17 protein-coding genes are annotated in these 16,130 nt (G+C 65.3%); 8 read left to right on the forward strand and 9 right to left on the reverse strand.

The window, feature by feature from the left end; all coding sequences use genetic code 11:
• Positions 1-18: 18 nt before the first annotated feature.
• Genes KJP29_RS07410 through KJP29_RS07420 form a run of 3 tightly spaced genes read right to left on the reverse strand, consistent with a single transcriptional unit; the run spans position 19 to position 2,286 of the window.
• Entirely contained in the window at positions 19-645 is a 627-nt protein-coding gene (locus KJP29_RS07410; RefSeq protein WP_218462957.1) for a LysE family translocator, read from the reverse strand.
• Positions 642-1,088 (reverse strand): GAF domain-containing protein, encoded by a 447-nt coding sequence (locus KJP29_RS07415; RefSeq protein ID WP_218462958.1) that lies wholly within the window; start codon positions 1,086-1,088, stop codon positions 642-644. Before KJP29_RS07415 ends, KJP29_RS07410 begins: the two co-directional genes overlap by 4 nt.
• A 19-nt stretch (positions 1,089-1,107) precedes the next feature.
• Positions 1,108-2,286, reverse strand: a complete 1,179-nt coding sequence (locus KJP29_RS07420; RefSeq protein WP_218462959.1) for an acetyl-CoA C-acyltransferase — start codon at positions 2,284-2,286, stop codon at positions 1,108-1,110.
• 93 nt (positions 2,287-2,379) lie between these two features.
• Between KJP29_RS07420 and KJP29_RS07425 the strand changes: the two genes are divergently transcribed.
• Positions 2,380-2,724 carry an STAS domain-containing protein gene (locus tag KJP29_RS07425; RefSeq protein WP_218462960.1) on the forward strand — a complete coding sequence of 115 codons (345 nt, stop codon included), beginning with the start codon at positions 2,380-2,382 and terminating at the stop codon, positions 2,722-2,724.
• Positions 2,714-3,208, forward strand: a complete 495-nt coding sequence (locus tag KJP29_RS07430) for an ATP-binding protein (protein WP_255553498.1) — start codon at positions 2,714-2,716, stop codon at positions 3,206-3,208. Before KJP29_RS07425 ends, KJP29_RS07430 begins: the two co-directional genes overlap by 11 nt.
• 211 nt (positions 3,209-3,419) lie before the next feature.
• Here the strand turns inward: KJP29_RS07430 and hspQ are convergent, their stop codons facing one another.
• The gene (hspQ, locus tag KJP29_RS07435; RefSeq protein WP_218462961.1) at positions 3,420-3,746 is read right to left on the reverse strand and encodes a heat shock protein HspQ; all 327 of its coding nucleotides are present in this window, start codon (positions 3,744-3,746) and stop codon (positions 3,420-3,422) included.
• 83 nt (positions 3,747-3,829) lie between these two features.
• Between hspQ and KJP29_RS07440 the strand changes: the two genes are divergently transcribed.
• Positions 3,830-4,711 carry an AEC family transporter gene (locus KJP29_RS07440; protein WP_218462962.1) on the forward strand — a complete coding sequence of 294 codons (882 nt, stop codon included), beginning with the start codon at positions 3,830-3,832 and terminating at the stop codon, positions 4,709-4,711.
• A gap of 79 nt (positions 4,712-4,790) precedes the next feature.
• The gene (locus KJP29_RS07445) at positions 4,791-5,372 is read left to right on the forward strand and encodes a transglycosylase SLT domain-containing protein (protein ID WP_218462963.1); all 582 of its coding nucleotides are present in this window, start codon (positions 4,791-4,793) and stop codon (positions 5,370-5,372) included.
• Here KJP29_RS07445 and KJP29_RS07450 read toward each other — a convergent pair.
• Positions 5,369-6,595 carry an FAD-dependent monooxygenase gene (locus KJP29_RS07450; protein WP_218462964.1) on the reverse strand — a complete coding sequence of 409 codons (1,227 nt, stop codon included), beginning with the start codon at positions 6,593-6,595 and terminating at the stop codon, positions 5,369-5,371. The genes KJP29_RS07445 and KJP29_RS07450 overlap by 4 nt on opposite strands.
• Positions 6,596-6,673: 78 nt before the next feature.
• On the opposite strand from KJP29_RS07450, the gene KJP29_RS07455 reads away from it, so the two are divergent.
• From KJP29_RS07455 to KJP29_RS07470, 4 genes are all read left to right on the forward strand, one after another.
• Positions 6,674-7,996: an amidase gene (locus KJP29_RS07455; RefSeq protein WP_218462965.1), complete on the forward strand. Its 1,323-nt coding sequence runs from the start codon at positions 6,674-6,676 to the stop codon at positions 7,994-7,996.
• A 163-nt stretch (positions 7,997-8,159) separates the two neighbouring features.
• Entirely contained in the window at positions 8,160-9,344 is a 1,185-nt protein-coding gene (locus tag KJP29_RS07460; protein WP_218462966.1) for an aminotransferase class I/II-fold pyridoxal phosphate-dependent enzyme, read from the forward strand.
• A gap of 14 nt (positions 9,345-9,358) precedes the next feature.
• Positions 9,359-12,715: a DNA translocase FtsK gene (locus KJP29_RS07465; protein ID WP_218462967.1), complete on the forward strand. Its 3,357-nt coding sequence runs from the start codon at positions 9,359-9,361 to the stop codon at positions 12,713-12,715.
• A 115-nt stretch (positions 12,716-12,830) separates the two neighbouring features.
• Complete coding sequence (locus tag KJP29_RS07470) at positions 12,831-13,454, forward strand: outer membrane lipoprotein carrier protein LolA (RefSeq protein WP_218462968.1); 624 nt, start codon at positions 12,831-12,833, stop codon at positions 13,452-13,454.
• Here the strand turns inward: KJP29_RS07470 and KJP29_RS07475 are convergent, their stop codons facing one another.
• The 4 genes from KJP29_RS07475 to KJP29_RS07490 form a co-directional block, all read right to left on the reverse strand.
• Complete coding sequence (locus KJP29_RS07475) at positions 13,455-13,637, reverse strand: Trm112 family protein (RefSeq protein WP_218462969.1); 183 nt, start codon at positions 13,635-13,637, stop codon at positions 13,455-13,457.
• Positions 13,634-14,269 (reverse strand): LON peptidase substrate-binding domain-containing protein, encoded by a 636-nt coding sequence (locus KJP29_RS07480; protein WP_218462970.1) that lies wholly within the window; start codon positions 14,267-14,269, stop codon positions 13,634-13,636. The genes KJP29_RS07475 and KJP29_RS07480 overlap by 4 nt, the downstream gene beginning before the upstream one ends.
• Positions 14,266-15,177 carry a thioredoxin gene (trxA, locus tag KJP29_RS07485; RefSeq protein ID WP_218462971.1) on the reverse strand — a complete coding sequence of 304 codons (912 nt, stop codon included), beginning with the start codon at positions 15,175-15,177 and terminating at the stop codon, positions 14,266-14,268. Before trxA ends, KJP29_RS07480 begins: the two co-directional genes overlap by 4 nt.
• A 77-nt stretch (positions 15,178-15,254) precedes the next feature.
• Positions 15,255-16,043 carry an exodeoxyribonuclease III gene (locus tag KJP29_RS07490; protein WP_218462972.1) on the reverse strand — a complete coding sequence of 263 codons (789 nt, stop codon included), beginning with the start codon at positions 16,041-16,043 and terminating at the stop codon, positions 15,255-15,257.
• Positions 16,044-16,130: the final 87 nt, after the last annotated feature.

Consider the following 16,130-nt stretch of genomic DNA (forward strand, 5'->3'; position numbering starts at 1 on the left):
CAGAGCCGGCGCCCCGGTTCAAGCCCGGCCTGGCGTCTCTCCCAGGAGAAGCCGGAGCGCGAGTGCGGCAAAGACCACGGCAGACAGCCGCGTCATCACCCGCCCCCGCGCGATCCTTGCCCCGGCCACGCCGGCCGCGATCCCGTAGCCGGCCGTGATCACGAAGCCGGTGACCGCGAAGCCCGCGCCGAGGAGCAGCATCTGTAGCGTGGCATTGCCGGTTTCGGGCCGTGTGAACTGAGGCAGGAAGGCGAGGATGAAGAGCGCGACCTTGGGATTGAGCGCATTGGTGACAAAGCCGCGCGCCACGGCCCGGCCCAGCCGCGTGACCCCCTGGCCGGGCATAGCGGGCGGGGCGACCCAGCTCTTGTAGGCGAGGAACAGAAGGTAGAGCGCTCCTGCGACCTTCACAAAGGTGAACGCCGCTGGCACGGCCGCCAGAAGCGCCGAAACGCCCAGCGCCGCCAGCACCGTATGAAACAGCGCCCCGAGCGACACGCCCAGCGCGGCGGCGATCCCGGCCCCGGGTCCACCCGACGCGCCCGAGGCGGTGGCGAACATCACATCCGCGCCCGGCGTGAGATTCAGGATGATCCCCGCGCCCAGAAAGGCCAGAAGCGTCGCAGCATCGAGCCCGAGGATCATCGCGCGAAGACCTGGGTCAGCAGCGCGCCGATTTCCTCTGCGTCCTCGGACGTGAAGGCATCGGGCCGGTCGCTGTCGATGTCGAAGACGCCGATGATCTCTCCCGCCGCGTCTCGCACCGGCAGGACGAGTTCGCTCCGCGTGGAGGACGAACAGGCGATATGACCCGGGAAGGCCTCCACATCGGGAACGAGCTGGACCTCTCCGGTCCGGGCCGCGGCCCCGCAGACGCCGCGCGCGAAGGGAATCACGAGGCAGCCGTGCCCACCTTGATAGGGCCCGATCTTGAGCAGGTCCGGCGCGACGACGCGGTAGAACCCGGTCCAGTCGAAGCGATCGTCGAAATGGTGAACCTCGCAGGCCACCGTCGCCATAAGCGCGACGACATCCGTCTCGCCTTCGGTCAAGGCCCCGATCCTTTGCCGCAGTTCCCGGTAGTCCATGATCACCCGTCCCGAAGTGTCAGACCCGCTCGATCGCGATGGCCGTGCCTTCGCCGCCCCCGATACAGATGGCCGCGATGCCGCGTTTCAGCCCGCGCTTCTCCAGCGCGTTGAGCAGCGTCACCATGATCCGCGTCCCGGACGCCCCGATGGGATGGCCGAGCGCACAAGCGCCGCCGTTCACGTTCACGATTTCCCGGTCGAGCCCCATTTCATGCATGAAGGCCATGGGCACGACCGCGAAGGCCTCGTTCACCTCCCAAAGGTCCACGTCCTCCTTCCGCCAGCCCAGCTTGTCGAGGAGCTTGCGCGCCGCCGGCACAGGGGCGGTGGGGAACAGCGCTGGCGCCTGGGCGTGCGACGCATGGCCAAGAACCCGCGCCCGGATGTTGAGCCCGGCTTTCTCTGCCGCTCCCTGCCCCGCCATGACCAACGCCGCCGCGCCGTCCGAGATGGAGGACGAGTTCGCGGGAGTCACGGTCCCGTCCTTGCGGAAGGCGGGCTTCAGTTGCGGGATCTTCTCGGGCCTTGCATTGGCGGGCTGTTCATCGGCGTCGATGGTCGTCTCGCCCTTGCGCGAGGTCACCGTAACGGGCGCAATCTCGCCGTCGAAGCCACCCTCCGCCTGCGCCTGCAGGGCGCGCGACAATGAGGCGAGCGCATAATCGTCCTGCGCCTCGCGGGTGAACTGGAACGCCTCGGCGCAGTCTTCGGCGAAGGTGCCCATGAGGCGGCCCTTGTCATAGGCGTCCTCGAGCCCGTCGAGGAACATGTGGTCGATCACCTGACCATGCCCGATCCGCGCCCCGCCGCGCATCTTGGGCAACAGATAGGGCGCATTGGTCATACTCTCCATGCCGCCCGCGACCATGATGCCCGTCTGACCCAGCGCGATCTGATCATGCGCGATCATCGCGGCCTTCATGCCAGAGCCGCACATCTTGTTCAGCGTGGTGGCGGGCACCTCTTCGCCCAGGCCGGCGGCGAATCCGGCCTGTCGGGCCGGTGCCTGCCCCTGCCCCGCCGGCAGGACGCAACCCATGAGCACTTCCTCGATCCGGTCGGGGCTGGCGCCCGCATCGCCCAGCGCCGCCTTGATCGCGGCGCCGCCGAGCGCGCTGGCGGTCATGTCGGAGAAGACGCCCTGAAACCCGCCCATCGCCGTGCGGGACGCGCCCGCGATCACAACTTTTTCCATCAGATCCTCCATTTCTCCGATGCGCGGTTACGACTTGGTAAGACGCCGCGCCTAGGGTCGTGCGCATCAAAACGCCCGAACAGGAGAATGGCAATGGACCTGCATCACAGCGACCATTCCGGCACCCGGATCATCACCGTGCTCGACCCTCGTATCGACGCTGCGGTCGCGATCCAGTTCAAGGACCAGATGCGCGCGCTGATCGACGGCGGACCGGACCGGATCGTGCTCGATTTGTCCCGCGTGGGCTTCATCGACAGCTCGGGTCTCGGGGCGATCGTCGCCTCGATGAAACAGGCCGCGACGCCGCAACGACTCGAACTCGCGGGGCTGACGCGCAACGTTCAGAAGGTCTTTTCTCTCACTCGAATGGACCGGGTTTTCATCATCCATGCCGGTCTATCCTCGATAACAGGCGGGCTCGCCGATGCTGGCTGAGCCGAATCTCGTCATGGAAGACCCGCGAGATCGCCCTCGTTTCGGTGCTTCGGGGCTGGGCGGGCTTCACCTGATCTTTCCGGCAGCTCACGCCTCGGTGCGGCGCGCGCTCGCGACGGTGATCACCGTCTTGCGCAACGCCGGCGTCGGCCCCGATGCCTGTGGCATGGTGGAACTGGTGCTGGCGGAGGCGCTCAACAACGTGGTCGAACATGCCTACGAGGACCGCGGCTATGGACTGATCGAGCTCGAGACCTGGCGCGACGGCGGATCCCTCCGGGTGCGCCTGTGTGACGATGGACTGGCTTTGCCGAACGGCAGAATCCCGGCTCCGACTCGCGCGTCTGATCCCGTCGACCGCTGCGACCTGCCGGAAGGTGGCTTCGGCTGGTCGATCATCCGCGATCTGACCGTCGACCTCCGTTATCGCCGCGATGGTGCCCGAAACGAACTATCCTTTGCCCTTCCCCTGGTGGGAGGCTGACCCCCTCCACCGGATCGGCGTTCACCATTTCGAAATCATTTGCCCCCAAATCGCCCGATTGGCTCCAAACCGGGGACAGATTGCCGGGACAGAAGGATCGGGTAGCTGCAACAGCTTCCCTCGGTGCCGGGTATAACAGCCCCCACCCAGTGCCCGGCATCGAGGTATCTTCCCCCAGGGGAAGACAGCGCGCACACCGTCACCGGCGCGATCAGTTCAGTTGGAAATGAAGCGGGTAATGCCCGTCCTCGAAGTCACCGAACAGATCGTAGAGATCCGGATGATCGACGGGTTCGCCCGACATGTCCTCGACCAGGTTCTGCTCGGAGACATATGCGACGTAGTAACTCTGATCGTTCTCGGCGAGCAGATGATAGAACGGCTGATCCTTCGCGGGACGCGCTTCTTCGGGAATGGATTGATACCATTCCTCGGTGTTCGAAAACGCCGGATCCACGTCAAAGATGACGCCCCGGAACGGATGCTTCCGGTGGCGCACAACCTGACCGAGATGATATTTCGCGTGACTCTTCAGCATGGTGTAACTGTCCCCACCTCATTAGTAGGGTAACCGACGGGGGCCTGTCCATCCGCACAGGCGACATTCAAAGGAAACAATCTGTGGACCTTGTCCTGACAGTGATCGAAGTGGTCGCGCCGGTCTTTCTGTTGGCTGCCATCGGATTCGGCTGGGTCCGTCTGGGCCATGAATACCGAATCGCCTTCGTGACCAAACTCGCCATGACGCTGGGCGTGCCCGCGCTCATCTTCACCGCTCTGATGGAGACCGAGATCGAGCCGGCCGCGCTCACCGCCGTCTCGCTGGCGGCCTTCGTCGGGTATGCTGGGCTTACGGTCGTATTCTGGATCATCCTGCGCGTGATGCGGCTCGACATGCGCACTTTCCTCTCGCCGCTCATCTTCGGAAATACGGGCAACCTCGGCCTGCCACTTTGTCTCTTCGCCTTCGGGGACGAAGGCCTGGGCTACGCCGTCGTGGTCTTCGCAGTGATGGCCATTCTCAGCTTCACCTTCGGTCTCTGGCTCGTCTCGGGGGGCGCGTCGCTCGTCCAGATCGCGAAGGAACCGCTGGTCATCGCGACGATTCTTGGCGCCCTATTCCTCGCCCTCGACTGGGAAACGCCGACCTTCCTGACCAACGCGCTCGGCCTGATCGGTCAGCTCGCGATCCCGCTGATGCTCATCACCCTTGGGGTCGCCGTCGCGCGGCTCACACCCAAAGGGCTGGGCCGCGCCTTCCTTCTGTCGCTCGTCAAGGTGGCGATCTCGGTCGCCATCGGCTGGGGCGTGGCGAGCCTGTTTGACCTGTCGCCGGTAGCCTTCGCCATTCTGGTGGTCCAGATCGCGACGCCCGTCGCGGTGACGTCCTACCTTCTGGCCGAGAAATACGGGGCCGATTCCGATGCGGTCGCCGGGCTCGTCGTGACCTCGACCCTCATGTCAGTCGGAGCGCTTCCGCTCATCCTCGCCTTCTTCATCTGACCTCACGAAGCCGGCATTTCCAATACGCGCACAATCGGTTACACTGGCAAAAAACATAAGAATACATAGCGAGAGGCAGATGAGCAGAATTCTCCTCGCATTCCTGTTGATGGCCGCGCTGGTATCGTGCGGTCGGAACTACTCTGCGCCGCGTGATCTGGACAACGCCTGTTCGATCACCGACGAGCGCCCCAAGTATCTTCGCGCCATGCAGGCGACGGAGCGCAAATGGGGTGTGCCGGTGCCGGTGCAGATGGCGATCATCTATCAGGAATCGAAATTCATCGGGAACAACCGAACCCCCATGAAATACGTGCTGGGCATCATTCCCATGGGTCGACAAAGCTCGGCCTACGGCTACGCGCAGGCGCTCGACGGGACCTGGGAAGAATACCAGAAGGAAGAAGGCGGTCGCAGCAGCAAGCGGGACAAGATCCAGCATGCGACCGATTTCATGGGCTGGTACATGACCCAGACGACCAAGGAAACGGGCGTGCCTGTGACTGACGCCAAGAACCAGTATCTCGCCTACCACGAGGGTCGCGCGGGCTATAAACGCGGCAGCCACAACAGCAAAGCTTGGCTCCTGCGCGTGTCGGACGAGGTTCAGGCCCGGGCCATCAACTACGACATCCAGCTTCGGTCCTGCGGAAAACGCTAGATCTGGCGGCCCTGCAACAGCTTGGGAAGTTCGCCGGTCAAACCGGCGGCTTCGCGGATGAACCCGCGCCGCAGGCCGGGCATGGCGTTGATCGCGCCCAGCGCCAAGTCACGACCGATCCTGAGGAAGGGGTTGTCGTTGGAGAACACCCGATTGGCGATCTCGGTCGCTGCGACCATCTGGGCCACGTCGAACCGCCGCCATTGCTGATAGCGCTCGAGCACGTCGAGCCGGCCGATATCCTCGCCGCGGCGGCGCGCGAGCGTCAGCACCTCGGCCAGAGCTGCGACGTCCTTGAGCCCGGCGTTGAGACCTTGACCCGCGATGGGGTGCATCCCATGCGCCGCATCGCCGACGAGCGCGACGCGTTCGACCACGAAGCGCTCGGCCACGGTCAGGTTCAGGGGATAGGTGAACCGCCCTCCCGCCAGTGAAATCTCGCCCAGGAAATCGCCGAATCGCGGGCGCAGGTGGTCGAGATATTCCGCATCGGGGAGCGCATGGACCCGAGCCGCCTCGGCCGCCGTTTCGGTCCAGACGATGGAGGACTGATTCCCCGGCAAAGGCAGGATGGCGAGCGGTCCGGGGGGCAGGAAGAACTGGTGCGCCGTGCCGTGATGCGGCAGCTCATGCGAGATGGCACAGACCAGCGCGGTCTGGCCGTAGTCGTGCCCCCAGCGCTTGATGCCCGCCCTCTCGCAGGTGCCCGACCGCCGCCCGTCGCAGCCGACGATCATCGTGGCGCGCAGCACCTCTCCGGTCCCGAGCGTGACCGAAGCGCCGGCGGCATCGACGATTTGATCGACAACGGTCGTTTCGGGCAGGAGCGTCACGCGCGGGTGTGCGGCCACCGCGTCGGAGAGGGCGCGCGACAGGAACCGGTCCTCGACCATGTATCCCATCGGGCCCTCGTCGATCTCGGCGTGATCGAACTCCAGCACGAAGGGCCCGACCCCCTGTCCCGGCTTGCCGTCGGAAATCTTGATCTCGAGCAGGGGCTCGGCATGCTGTGCCACGCCGCCCCAGACGCCGATCGCCCTGAGCAGCCGTTGCGAGGCGAGCGCGAGCGCATAGCCACGACCATCGAAGGCCTCTTCCCCACGCGTGCCCTGCGGCAATGCGTCGATGAGTGTCACTGCAAAGCCCGCATCGCCCAGCGCGAGCGCGAGCGCCGGGCCGTTCAGCCCGCCACCGACGATGACGATATCGCTGTCCTGTTTCATGCCTCTTTCATGCGCCGGAGCGGCGGGATTGTCCATGCGGCGGGGCCCGGTTAGCGTTGCGACAAATTGGAGGATACGATGGACGAACGGTGGATGAGTGCGGCAGGGATCGGCCGGGCGATCGGTGCGGGGCGGATCGACCCGGTCGAGCTGACCGAGAGCTTTCTCGAAGCAGCCGAAACCCATGCTTTCGGGCCGCGCATCTTCGCCCGCCTGACCCAGGACCGCGCCCTGTCCGAAGCCAAGGCCGCCGCCATCCGCGCCAGGACCGGTCAACGTCTTGGCCCGCTCGACGGGGTGCCGATCAGTTGGAAGGACCTCTTCGACACCGCCGGGGTCGCGACCGAGGCGGGTTCGAAACTCCTTTCGGGTCGGGTGCCGGACACCGACGCCGAGGTTCTGAAAAGCGCGACTCTTCAGGGGCTTGTCTGTCTGGGCAAGACCCATATGAGCGAGTTGGCTTTCTCGGGTCTCGGCCTGAACCCTGTGACCGCGACGCCGCCCAATGTCCATGATCCGGCGAATGCACCAGGTGGATCTTCCTCGGGTGCGGCCGCCTCGGTCGCCTTCGGACTGGGTGCCGCGGCGATTGGTTCGGACACCGGCGGATCAGCGCGGGTGCCGCCCGCGTGGAACGACCTTGTAGGGCTCAAGACGACCTCGGGCCGCCTGTCGCTCGCCGGTGTGGTGCCGCTCGCCGCCCGGTTCGACACCGTGGGGCCGATCTGCCGCACGGTCGAAGACGCCGCTTTGCTCCTGACCACCATGGAAGGAAGCAAACCCCTCGACCTGACCGAACCGAGCCTTTCCGGCACCCGACTTCTCGTCCTCACCAACGCTCTCGAAGGGTGTCGCGACCTGCCCCGCGATGCCTTTGAGAGCGCCGTGGGACGGCTCATGGACCATGGCGCCACCGTCGAACGCGCCGCCATGCCGATGCTGGAGGAGGCGCAGGCGCTCTCCGGCGTGCTCTTTGCAGGCGAGGCCTATGGCATCTGGCGCGACGTGATCGAGGCAAACCCGGGCGTGATGTTTCCCCCGATTCTCGAAAGGTTCCGGGGCGGCAAGGCATTCTCGGCGCCGGATTATGTCTCGGCATGGCTTACCATCGACCGGGTCCGGACCGATTTCGCGCGGGCGGTCGCCGGTTTCGACGCGGTCATCCTGCCGACGACGCCGAACACGCCACCCAATGTCGAGCGGCTCCTCTCCGACGGGGAGTATTACGTGACCGAGAACCTGCTCACCCTACGCAACACGCGCTATTCGAACCTGACGGGCGGTTGCGCCTTGACCCTGCCCACGGGCGTTCCGGGCGCGGGGATCAGCTTCATGGGTCCCGCGATGGGCGAGGAGCGGCTTCTGAGGCTCTGCACGGCGGCGGAGAAGGCGCTCGCCTGAGCCCGCGCCGGGCCCCACGGCTAGCGGCCCTGAACAAAAAAGCCACAATAGACGCCGTTTAACCCCTCGGAATCCGGCGTTTTTCTGGACCGTGCCGCACATTGCCGTTATTCTGAACCAAATCGGGGCGACAATGATCCCGAACCTTGAGGCACTGCGAGCAATGACGACGTTCCCGGAACGATTCCAAGGCTTGCCCGAATACGCGTTTCCGCGTCTTCGGACGTTGCTTGACGCCCATGCGCCGGGCGGGCCCGTGGTGCATCTGACGATTGGCGAACCCAAGCACCAATTCCCTGATTTCGTTCAGAAAATCATCTTCGACACCACGGAGGGTTTCGGGAAGTATCCGCCCAATGAGGGCACGCCGGAGTTGCGGCAGGCCTTTACCGACTGGGCCCAGCGGCGCTACGGCCTGTCGCTCGACCCCGAGACGCAGGTGATGCCGCTCAATGGCACGCGTGAGGGGCTCTTCAACGCCGCCCTCGCGCTCTGCCCCGAAGACGTGCGCGGCAAGAAGCCCGTCGTGCTGATCCCCAATCCCTTCTATCAGGTCTATGCGGTGGCCGCCGCGACGGTCGGGGCCGAACCGGTCTTCGTCGCCGCCACGCGCGAGAACGGTTTCCTGCCGGACTACGCGAGCCTCGCGCCCGAGATCCTGACCCGGACGGCCATCGCCTATGTCTGTTCGCCTGCGAACCCGCAGGGCGCAGTGGCGGATCGCGATTACTGGGCCAACCTGATCGCCTTGGCCGAGAAATACGATTTCCGTATCTTCGCGGACGAGTGTTATTCCGAGATCTACCGCGACACGCCGCCCCCCGGGGCGTTGGAGGTCGCGGTTGAGGGTGGCGCCGATCCCGAGCGGGTGGTGATCTTCCATTCGCTGTCGAAACGGTCGAACCTGCCGGGCCTGCGGTCGGGCTTCGTTGCCTCCGGTCCAGCGAACATGACCGCGATCAAGCAGCTTCGCGCCTATGCCGGTGCGCCGCTGCCGCTCCCGCTTCAGAACGCCGCCGCGGCGGTCTGGGCCGAGGAACAGCACGTCACCGCGTCGCGCCAGCTCTATCAGGACAAATACGCCATCGCGGACGAGGTCTTTGCCGATTATCCCGGCTACCTGCCCCCCGAAGCCGGTTTCTTCCTTTGGCTTCCGGTCGAGGACGGCGAAGCGGCGGCAATGAAGCTCTGGACCGAGACCGGTATCCGTGTGCTCCCCGGTGCCTATCTGGCGCGGGATGTGGACGGGCAGAATCCGGGCAGAAATTACATAAGAGTGGCGTTAGTCGCCCCGAAAGAAGAGACGCAGCGCGTGCTGATACAGCTTCGCGACTGCCTCCAACACTGAGGACGAGGTGAACCATGGCATATCAGCTCAGGGAACGTGACCCGATCTTTGACAGCGCGACGCAGATGATGATCGAGCGACGCGGCAAGGAACTGATGGGGATCGGGCTCGTGATCGTCGGGCTGGCGATCGCGCTGATGATGGGCACCTACTCGGCCGAGGACCCGGGCTGGATGTCCGCGACTGAGGGCCCGGCGCAAAACGCGCTCGGCACCGTGGGCGCGACCGTCGCTTCGCCGCTGGCGATCATTTTGGGCAAGGGGGCCTGGGGTTTCGCGGCGGCCTTCCTCATCTGGGGCGTGCGCTACATCCTGCACCGGGGCGATGACCGGGTGATGTCGCGTGCGATCTTCGCGCCCATCGCCGTAGCGCTCGCCTCTGTCTATGCCGCGACGCTGGTTCCGCCGGCCGACTGGACCCACTCCTTCGGGCTCGGCGGTTTGTTCGGCGACACGGTTCTGGGCGCGGTTCTGGGTGTCGTGCCCGGATCCGCTGGCTTCGGGCTCAAGCTCATGGCGGTTGCCTTCGGACTCGCGACGCTCATTGTCGGCGCCTTCGCCACCGGCTTTACCCGGGACGAAATCGTGCGGATCGGGCGCTTCATGCTGGTTGGCGCGGTCATGAGCTATGCGGGGCTTGTGTCTCTCCTCCGGATCGGCGCACGAGGTGCGGCCTCGGGCGCCAGGATCGGGATGCGCGGCGCAGCACAGGGTGCGGCCGGCATGGCGCAGGGCGTCAGAGAGCGTCAGGCGGCCCGTCGCGAGGACCGGTCCGAATGGACCCAGCAGTCCTTCGCCAACATGCCCCAAGACGAGCCGATGATCGACGAGGACGACCACTTCGACGCGCCGCCTCCGCTTCAGGCCAGCCGCGTGATCCGGGCCGAACCCCCGATGGAACGCCCCGTGCAGCGCGCCCCCGCGCCGCAACAGCCGCCCATGCGCCCGGCGCAACAGGTGGCCCAGCCCGCGCCGCAGCCGGCCGCACGGCAACCGATGCCGCAGCCCGTTGTCCCCGCCCCCGAACCGGCCCCCGCGCCACGCGGCGGGCTTCTGTCGCGCGTGCCCGGGCTCATGAAACGGCAGCCCGAGCCGCAGCCGGAGCTGATGGACAACACATTCCACGGGGATCTCGCAGGCGGGGACGACAACCCTGACCGGATCTCGGCCAAGATCGCCACCGCGATGAAATCGCGCGCGGCAAAAGCGGGTGGCATGTCCTATGCGCCCGAGGAAGAGCTTTCGACCACCTCGCAGATGATCGCCTCCGCTGCCGCGCGGGCCCGTGATCAGCGCCGCGCCGGTGTCGAACGCATGGCCCAGAGCTTCCGCACCCCGCAGCTTCGGGCCGAGCCCCCGCTTCGCGCGGAACCGCCTTTGACGCTCGGTGCCCCGATCCAGCATGAGCATATGGCCTATGAGCAGGGCAATGCTCCGATGGGTCAGGATGAGCCGATGTTCCACCACCACGGCGGCATTGCGATGCCGGTGGAAACGGCGGAAGACCCCAATATCTTTGCCCAAATGGACGACGAAGCTCCCGGTTTCGACGATGGGGATTACAGCACCGAGACCTACCACCTTGCCCCTGCGATGCGGGCCCCGGCGGCTCTGGACGCGCAGGGTCACGACGTCGCGCTGGACGCCGACTACGGGTATGACGACTGGCGTTCGGCCGAGATGGAGCCGGACTACGACGCGGAACCCTATGACCCCGCGCCCGCCGCCTATGCTCCGCCTCCCATGCCCGAGCAGAAGAAGGTCGTGCAGCATCCGGTGAAGAAGCCGCAGAAGCTCTCAACCCGGGCCATCGCAGAGGCGCAGCCTTCGCTCGCCTTCGACGACAACATGGCGGCCTATGAACTCCCGCCGCTCAACCTGCTCACCAACCCGGCGATCATCGAACGGCACCACCTGTCGGACGAGGCGCTCGAAGAAAACGCGCGGATGCTCGAGAACGTGCTCGACGACTACGGCGTGAAGGGCGAGATCGTAAGCGTGCGCCCCGGCCCCGTGGTCACGATGTATGAACTCGAGCCCGCGCCAGGTCTGAAAGCCTCGCGCGTCATCGGTCTCGCTGACGACATCGCCCGGTCGATGTCGGCGCTCTCTGCGCGCGTCTCGACCGTGCCGGGCCGCAGCGTGATCGGCATCGAACTCCCGAACGCGAACCGCGAGAAGGTCGTGCTGCGCGAAATCCTCGCCGCCCGTGACTTCGGCGACGCGAACATGAAACTGCCGCTGGCGCTCGGCAAGGACATCGGCGGCGATCCCATCGTCGCGAACCTTGCCAAGATGCCCCACCTTCTCATCGCCGGGACCACCGGGTCGGGGAAATCGGTGGCGATCAACACGATGATCCTGTCGCTCCTCTACCGGCTCACGCCGGAGGAATGCCGCCTGATCATGATCGACCCCAAGATGCTGGAACTCAGCGTCTACGACGGCATCCCGCACCTTCTGTCCCCCGTCGTGACCGACCCGAAAAAGGCGGTCGTCGCGCTCAAGTGGACCGTGGGCGAGATGGAGGAACGCTACCGCAAGATGTCCAAGATGGGCGTGCGCAACATCGACGGCTACAACAGCCGCGTGGCGGATGCGCAGTCGCGGGGCGAGATGTTCAGCCGGACCGTGCAGACAGGGTTCGACGAGGACACCGGCGAGCCGATCTTCGAGACGGAGGAATTCGCGCCCGAGAAGCTGCCCTATATCGTCGTTATCGTGGACGAGATGGCCGACCTCATGATGGTCGCGGGGAAAGAGATCGAAGCCTGCATCCAACGGCTGGCCCAGATGGCGCGTGCCTCGGGCATCCATATCATCATGGCGACGCAGCGTCCGTCGGTCGATGTCATCACCGGCACGATCAAGGCGAACTTCCCGACCCGTATTTCGTTCCAGGTCACGTCGAAAGTCGACAGCCGTACCATTCTGGGGGAACAGGGGGCCGAACAGCTTCTGGGCATGGGCGATATGCTCTACATGGCCGGCGGTGCGCGGATCACCCGCGTTCACGGGCCGTTCGTTTCGGATGAGGAAGTCGAGGAGATCGTTTCCTACCTCAAATCCTATGGCCCTCCGACCTATGTCGGCGGCGTCGTGGAAGGGGTGGACGACGAGAAGGCCGACGACATCGACGCGGTGCTGGGCCTCAATACCGGCGGGAACACGAACGGCGAGGATGCGCTTTACGATCAGGCGGTCGCCATCGTGATCAAGGACCGCAAGTGCTCCACCTCCTATATCCAGCGCAAGCTGGGCATCGGCTACAACAAGGCCGCGCGCCTGGTGGAGCAGATGGAAGACGAGGGGCTCGTCTCGCCGGCGAACCACGTCGGCAAGCGCGAGATTCTGGTGCCCGAACAGCAGTAGCCGGGAACAAACTCCCGGCACCAGCACGTTACGAACCCGGTCTGATATCGCCTATCAGGCCGGGTTTCGCTTATCCTGGGACAACCGGGATGGAACCGCGCCCCTAAGGACCTACATGAAGCCCATGAACAGACGTCAATTCGCCCTCGCCTTGCCCGCCGTCGCCGCTGCCCTCGCTGCGACCAGCCTGCCTGCCATGGCCCAGCAACTGCCGCTCAATGACCTGTCGCGCTATCTCAACAGCATCACGACGGCCACGGCGGAGTTCACCCAGATCAACGCAGACGGCTCGATTTCCACCGGGCAGATCCTGCTCAAGCGCCCCGGTCGCGCGCGATTCGAATATGCTGCGCCGGACAACACGCTGGTGCTCGCCTCGGCCGGACAACTCGCGATCTTCGACGCCAAGTCGAACACCGGGCCGGAGCAATACCCGCTCGCCAAGACGCCCCTGAACCTGATCCTTGCGCAGAACGTCGATCTCGCCCGCAATGGCATGGTCATCGCCCATCGCTTCGACGGAACGGCGACCATCGTGACGGCGCAGGACCCGGAGCATCCGGAATACGGGAACATCCAGCTCATGTTCACTGCGAATCCTGTCCAGCTTCGGCAGTGGGTGATCACCGACGACACCGGAGCACAGACGACGACCGTGCTCGGTGAATTGCGTCAGGGTGGTAATCTGCCCGACCGGACGTTTTCGATCGGGGTGGAGAAAGACCGCCGCAACCTCTGATCAGTCGTCGAGTTTGCGCGCCTCGTCCACCAGCATCACGGGAACGCCTTCCCGGATCGGAAAGGCGAGCTTGGCAGCTTTCGACACGAGCTCCTGCCGTTCGGGATCATACTCGAGCGGCCGTTGCGTGAGCGGGCAGACCAGCGCTTCGAGCATGTGACGGTCGAAGAGAACCTCTGTCATTGCAGGCTCGCGCCCCCGCCGCCAGATGCCAGCGCAAACTCCATGAGCGTCACCAGCGTTTCGCGCCGGGTGACGAGCGTCGGCGCCTCAAGAAGCGCCTGCTTGTCCTCGGGATCGAAGGGACAGAGCATCGACAGCGAATTGATCAGAAGCTCGTCCTCGGCTTCCTTGAGGCTGCCCCAGTCAGTGCGCAGGTCCGCCACGTCGAAGTAGCGGGCAAGCAGGTCGAGGAAGGCGTCCCGGTTCATCGCCGGGTCATGTTCGGCCCGGCCAAGGTCGCGCTCGAAACTGTCCCAGTTCGGGCGGGCGCGGCGATAGGGTGTGAACCCGTCGATCTCTTCCACGATCCGGAAGCGGCTGACCCCGGTCAACTGGATCATGTAGCGATTGTCGTCGGTTTCGGTGAAGGACGTGATCCGCCCCGCGCATCCGATCTGGTGCAGCCGCTGCCCGCTGTCCTCGGCGGGCTGGACCATCCCGATCAGCCGCCCCGCCGTCTTCAGCGCATCGTCGAACATCGCCAGATAGCGCGGCTCGAAGATGTTGAGCGGCAGCCTCCCCCGAGGGAGAACGACTGCCCCCGGCAGGGGAAACAGCGGCAGGGAATCGGGAAGGTCCTTGCGTTGGATCATACGAGGATCAGGGACGACAGTTTGCGCCGGCCCTTGAGCGCGATGGGATCGTTGGGCTTCAGGGCGTCGAAGATCATGAAGAGCTGCGCCTTTGCCGCGGACTCGTTCCACTCCCGGTCACGCCGGAACAACTCCAGCAGTTCGTCCACCGCGCCTTGCGTGTCACCCGAGGCCTGCAACGCCTGGGCAAGGTCGAAGCGCGCCTGGTGGTTGTCGGGATCGGCGTCGACCTGCGCGCGCAGGTCATCCACGGGACCGGCGTTTGCCGCCTGTCGGGCCAGCGCGATCTGGGCGTGGGCGGCTTCGATCGACGGGTCCTTGGAGACTTCGACGGGCGCTCCGTTCAGCACGGCCTCCGCCCCCTCGACGTCGTCCTTCGCAAGGTGGCACTGGGCCAGCCCGGCATAGGCCGCGGCACGCTTGTCGTCCTCTTCGATGATCGCGGCATAGGTCTGGGCCGCGTCGTCCACCGACCCGGCGGCCAACATTTCATCCGCGGCGGCGAGCGCTTCTGCCAGCCCGTCGGTGCCGGCGCTGTCGGCCAGCTTGGCCACGAATTCCTTGATCTGGCTGTGCGGGATCGCGCCCTGAAACCCATCCACGGGCTGTCCGTCGACGAAAGCATAGACGGTGGGGATCGACTGCACGCGAAGCTGCGCGGCGATCTGCTGATTCTCGTCTACGTTGACCTTCACCATCTTCACGCGCCCGCCCATGGCGTTCACGGCCTCTTCCAGCGCCGGGCCGAGCGTCTTGCAGGGCCCGCACCAGGGCGCCCAGAAGTCCACGATCACCGGCACCTCCTTGGAGGCGTCGACGACGTCCTCCATGAAGGTCATTTCGCTGATTTCCTTCACATGCGCGCCGTGGTCGGCGCCGTTCGGCTTGGCTTGTCCCAGTTCAATCATGGTCGTCGTCCTATCCAGAGTTGTCCCCAATATGGGCGCGATGGCTCAGGCCGCCAACCCCGGCAGCCTGTCGCAGGTCACAGGTCGAAGCTCGCAAAGACCGGCACGTGATCCGAGGGCTTCTCCCAGCCGCGCATCGGACGCAGGATGCGGCTCGAATGCCCCGCGTTGGCGATGTCTGGCGTGGCCCATACATGGTCGAGCCGGCGCCCCTTGTCCGCGGCGTCCCAGTCGGCGCTGCGATAGGACCACCAGCTGTAAAGATTGCCCTCGGGAATATCCTTGCGCGTGATGTCGACCCATTTGCCCGCGTCCTGCACCTCGCCCAGGGCTTCGACCTCGACCGGCGTATGGCTTACCACCTTGAGCAACTTCTTGTGGTCCCAGACGTCATCCTCGCGCGGGGCGATGTTGAGATCGCCGACGAGGACGGATTTCTGCGGCGCCTCTTCGTGGAACCAGTCGCGCATCTCGGACAGGTAATCGAGCTTCTGACCGAACTTCTCGTTGCGTTCCCGATCCGGCTCGTCCCCACCGGCGGGGACATAGAAATTATGCACCGTCACCCCGTTCTCGAGCGTCGCCGCCACATGTCGCGCGTGGCCAAGGCGCGCGAAATCGCGATCGCCCGCGTCAACGATCGGGATCTTCGACAGGATCGCCACACCGTTGTAGCCCTTCTGCCCCCTGGCGACCAGGTGCGTGTAGCCACGGGCGGCGAAGACATCGAGCGGGATCTTGTCGACCGGGCTCTTGCACTCCTGCAAACACAGGACATCGGGGGCCTCCTCCGCCAGCAAGCGCGACACCAGATCGGCACGCAGGCGGACAGAGTTAATGTTCCATGTGGCGAGGGTAAAGGGCATGTGCGACTCCGTATTCTGCTCGCGCGGACCCTACCATTTGAAACCGGAATGGCCAGTGGTCGGGCCCCAACCAGCACCTCTCCGCCC

The organism is Maritimibacter sp. DP1N21-5 (assembly GCF_019218295.1).
Classification (GTDB): Bacteria; Pseudomonadota; Alphaproteobacteria; order Rhodobacterales; family Rhodobacteraceae; genus Maritimibacter.